At 60.0% G+C, this 4,297-nt stretch carries 5 protein-coding genes; all 5 read left to right on the forward strand.

Translation table 11 applies throughout. The annotated features are described in order from the left end of the window. A partial coding sequence (locus SGJ19_02125; GenBank protein ID MDZ4779033.1) for a hypothetical protein occupies positions 1-261 on the forward strand: 261 nt, incomplete at its 5' end. Positions 262-408: 147 nt separating this feature from the next. Beyond that, positions 409-2,343, forward strand: coding sequence for a hypothetical protein (locus SGJ19_02130; GenBank protein MDZ4779034.1), 1,935 nt, complete (start codon positions 409-411; stop codon positions 2,341-2,343). Positions 2,344-2,553: 210 nt separating this feature from the next. Further along, positions 2,554-2,751, forward strand: a complete 198-nt coding sequence (locus SGJ19_02135; GenBank protein ID MDZ4779035.1) for a helix-turn-helix domain-containing protein — start codon at positions 2,554-2,556, stop codon at positions 2,749-2,751. Then, positions 2,741-3,016: a hypothetical protein gene (locus SGJ19_02140; protein MDZ4779036.1), complete on the forward strand. Its 276-nt coding sequence runs from the start codon at positions 2,741-2,743 to the stop codon at positions 3,014-3,016. The genes SGJ19_02135 and SGJ19_02140 overlap by 11 nt, the downstream gene beginning before the upstream one ends. Positions 3,017-3,368: 352 nt before the next feature. After that, a partial coding sequence (locus SGJ19_02145) for a hypothetical protein (GenBank protein MDZ4779037.1) occupies positions 3,369-4,297 on the forward strand: 929 nt, incomplete at its 3' end.

Here is a 4,297-nt window from a genome sequence, read left to right on the forward strand (position 1 = left end):
CCCGGTCCCGCGCCTACGCCGCCACCACCGGGGCCAACATCCACGGCCCGGCATAGCGTGCGGGTTCGCTTCTCCGCCACGCGCGATCAGGTCTTCAAATCGTTTCAAGCGATCGCCAACCTCGCCGACAAGTCCGATGGCGGGAAGATCACGATTCAGATCGACGGCGCGTCCGCCGCCGGCTATGACGCCAACTGGTTGCGCAACGCCGTCCAGGAGCCGCTGGACGAAGCGAACATCGAGGGGATGGAGTTCAGCTGAACCGGATGGCGGCCAGAATGTCGGTCGTAACAATATCGATGAAGTTGTAGTGGGAAAATCGTGTTGCTCCCGACGCAGGCGCCGGTACGCTCGCTTCCGCCATCCAAGCGGTTCTCCGGAGCTGTTGCGCATCACGGATGGTGCATTATGTCGGACCGCTATCAGCTGACAGCCGACGACCGCGCGCTCTTTGCACGCATCGCGAAGCTTGTGCGCGCGCATTCGGACGTTTTTGAGGACGCGGGAAAATGGGTCGACGCCTTCAGTCAATCGGTGCCGGTGGAGGACGTGTTCGCTTCGGCCTTTATGACGCTATTGCTCGACGAACAGACGTTGGCCGACCGTGCGGCAAACGATTTTCGGGTGGATGTAGCGTGCCGGGTGCTCGTCGTGACCTGGGTGATGACCGATCCGGACGCTGATCAGTGTGAGAGCCTTATCACCGATGTCCAGAAGGCGAAATGGGAAGAGCTTGCGGACTGGAAAGACAACGATGTGATGACCGTGAAATTGATCACGGCGGAAGCATCGGGAACTTTTCCCACCTTCAATCGATGGATGCTGCGACGGTTTTATTTCGAGCGAAACCCAGCGTCTGCGGCTCAATGGCTCGAAAAGGCGAGGCAAGCCTTAGCGATCGTCGAGCACGAACTGCCGACGATGCGGCGAAAGCCTTTCCTCCTGACGACCCGATGCGGGATTTCATCGCCGATCGTCTTTGAGAATCCCGCCGACGCAATACCCAGTTGGCCGTTCCACCCATTTGATCGACAGAGCGAGGACGTGGACTTTGCGATGTGGAGCGGTCCAGAGGACGTTCGGCAGCGATGTTTCCCGCGACGCGAACATCTGGCGTCATTCCGCCGATGGGACCTCGACGCCACTGGTCATTTCATCAACTGGAAGCAATGGCGTGTGATACTGACCGCCAAGTGCGGCCAACGGCTCGCTGACTTGACCGGAATGAATATCCTCGACATCTGCGACGTGCTGGACACGACGGAGATGGAGGATGAGCATAACCGCATCGCGTCTGGTCTGCGATTGGTTGTGAACACTCTTCGCCGGGTTGAGCTGCTTGAACAGCGGCATCGTCTTCCGAATGACGTTGCCTATTTGGTTTGTATCGGTGCCGACCTTCTCGCCAAAGGCCACCGGTTACCGCCACCCTTAACGGTTGCCGGCGAGGTGGGACTGGCGAATACAAAGAACGGGGGAACCCGTCTTGACCGGAAAGGCATTACGGACTTCGCGGGTAACTTGGCAGAGTTTCTGAAGGTCAAACGGCCTCGGGGTATCCAAGACGTTGCGGACGTATTCGCGGCGGTGGCGGATTACCTGGTACCCGTGGAATCTCTGCCGAAACCCGCCGTTCCCCGCATCGAAAGAGCACAAGAGCCGAAACCCATCGACCAGATCGTCCGCTCGATCCGCGATCGCCAAGCGTGGTGGAACAAGACGAAGACCGACGCGAATGGCGCGGCCACCGTGATTGGATCGCTGCTGCTTGAGGCGATTAGGCACGGACGCAATGACGATGAGCTATCGCTCATCCACGAGATCATGATGGCGGCCGAATACAAACTGGTTGGGCAGAACCGCGATCTCTCTGGCGAGCTGCACGCCCTCATCAGGGCCGCTTACCTGTTGATGAACAAGTCCGGGAGTTTCCCCTTCAATGCGAACGCTGACGACTACCTGGGAGCGGGTGTCGATGCGATTGTGGCATGGATCGAGAAAGGTCATTCGACGTGTGGTGGAAGAGGCAAACGCAATTCAAAGCGCCCAGCTACGGGAAAACCTGGCCGGCGAAAGAAGTACACCTGGGAGGAAACGATACACATCATCGAGAAGTACATTGCGTGGACGCAGGTAACCCCAGGGGTGAAGCAGAGCAAGTTCGACTTAAAAGATGGGCTGGGTATTAACGGTATTCGGCGGGCGCTGAACCGAGTTCGTGAGATACGTGCGGACTTCAAGAAATTAGGCCTTTCGGCGGACGAGTTTGAATCTAAGCGGCGGCTCCCGTCTGGTGCAATAGCTCAAGCGGAGAAGCTTGGACGCCAAATGCGCAGCCTTTGAGCGTAGAAATGCGTCAAGACCGCACATCATTTCTACGCACGAATATTTCCCTCGCCCACTTGTCCTTGATTTCCCGTTCCGTTTAATTCAGCCATTGCGTAGAAATAGGTGGCGGCGTGATCGGTCTACGCTTGTCGCCATTTTTCACGCTTAGCTTTGACTCCGACAGGTGAGCAACGTGCTCGCCACTTCGCCTCTCGGAGTCCAGTCATGGACGACCTCGACCATCTCCGCCTGCTCACCTACAAGCAGGCCGCCAAGCCGCTCGGCGTCACGGAGCGCACTATCTACGCCTACGTCGATGCTGGCGAGTTGCCGGTGGTCAAATTGGGCAGGCTTCGGCGAATTCGGCCCGAGGACTTGGTCGTCTTCATCGGCAAGAGACGGGAGTTCCAAAATGGCCGCTGAACTCCCACCGGAAGGGCTTTACCTAACACCGGCGCAACTCGCGCACCGCTGGCGCACAAACACCTCAAAGGTGATCCGCTTCATCGCGACCGGCGAGCTTCGCGCGATCAATATGGCCACCAATCGCTCCGGCTCCCGCCCCCGTTGGCGGATCACGCCGCAGGCCGTCGAAACGTTCGAGCTGAGCCGGACATCGGGCCCGGTGTCGCCGGCTCCCCGGCGGGTTCGGCCGCGATCGTTTGGGTCGGTGCCGTCCCGTTATTAGGGGCCTGGCGGGACGCGCGCAGCTCCACATCCACGCGTTTTTCAGTGATAGAGGACATGACCATGCATTCCAGGCAGGCGAAAAGACGCACATCCACGCTCTTCGGCGGTGCGCCGACACCGACGGTCGGCGCGGTCCCTTCTAAGGACCTTGACCGATCATTCATCCGCATTCCGCTGGCCGACGTGACGTGCTCGACGTGCGGCGACAGGAAGGCGATTTACGCATTCGGCGGCGTGTGGTGTGCGCTGTGTGACGACGCCAAAGTGTTCGGAGGTACGAAATGAGCGCAGCGCCCGCGTCGGCAATAACCGCACTTGCGGTATGTAGGCCAGTGTGTCCGCCCGAGTTGATGGCGCTGCCCCGATGGGTCGTGTGGCGTCGCGAGGCCCGCGTCGAAGGCGACAAGCCGACGAAGATGCCATACCAGATCAACGGCGTCAGGGCCAAGGCGAACGACGCGAGCACCTGGACGACATTCGACGCGGCGGCGGCGGCCTACGAGTCGGTGGGTTGGGAAGGCATGGGCTTTCAGTTCGGCAGCCTCGGCGATGGCTTCGTCGGTGGTGACCTCGACGATTGCTTTGGCGACGAGTACTTGAAGCCGTGGGCGGTCGAGATCATCGCCAAGTGTGCGACTTACGCCGAGATCAGCCCATCCGGCAACGGCGTGAAGTTCATCGCTTACGGCTCATTGAGCGCCGATCAGATCGCGGCAATGAGCGGCAAGAAGACCGGCAAGCGGTTCTGTGTGGATGCCAAGGGCAACGTCGTGCGTGCCGACGACCCGACGAAAGACGGAGCCATCGAAATCTATCAACACGGACGCTTCTTCACCGTCACCGGCAACCGCTTCGACGGCGCACCGCTCACACTGGCAGACTGCACGCAGCCCGTCCGAGAGTTGTTCGACCGCTTGGTGCAGTCGCGCAAGCGCCTCGATGTCAGCAGCAAGCCGCCGGCCGTCTCGTCCACCAGCATCGCTCACGTCTCGGGTTATGCCCGTCTCGACCGCTGCAAAAAGTACCTCGCGGCGATCCATGCCGTGTCAGGCCATGGCGGCGACAGCGATACCTATCAAGCCTGCTGTGAGACGCAGCGGTTCGGCCTATCGCCCACCGAAGCGTGGGAGGCGATGGTGTGGTTCAACGACAACCGGTGCAGCCCGCCGTGGGACCACTACGACCTTGATCGCAAGCTCAACGACGCCATCGAGGAGGTCGCCGGCAACGGAACCTTTGGATCTCACCTCACCAAGGATCGCACGACGCCATCGATACC

It is taken from the genome of Planctomycetia bacterium (genome assembly GCA_034440135.1).
Taxonomy (GTDB): domain Bacteria; phylum Planctomycetota; class Planctomycetia; order Pirellulales; family JALHLM01; genus JALHLM01.

What these genes read in the sequence shown, in the direction of transcription:
- SGJ19_02130 (MDZ4779034.1), top strand. Translation starts at nt 409, where the DNA reads ATGTCGGACCGCTATCAGCTGACAGCCGACGACCGCGCGCTCTTTGCA.
- SGJ19_02135 (MDZ4779035.1), top strand. Translation starts at nt 2,554, where the DNA reads ATGGACGACCTCGACCATCTCCGCCTGCTCACCTACAAGCAGGCCGCC.
- SGJ19_02140 (MDZ4779036.1), top strand. Translation starts at nt 2,741, where the DNA reads ATGGCCGCTGAACTCCCACCGGAAGGGCTTTACCTAACACCGGCGCAA.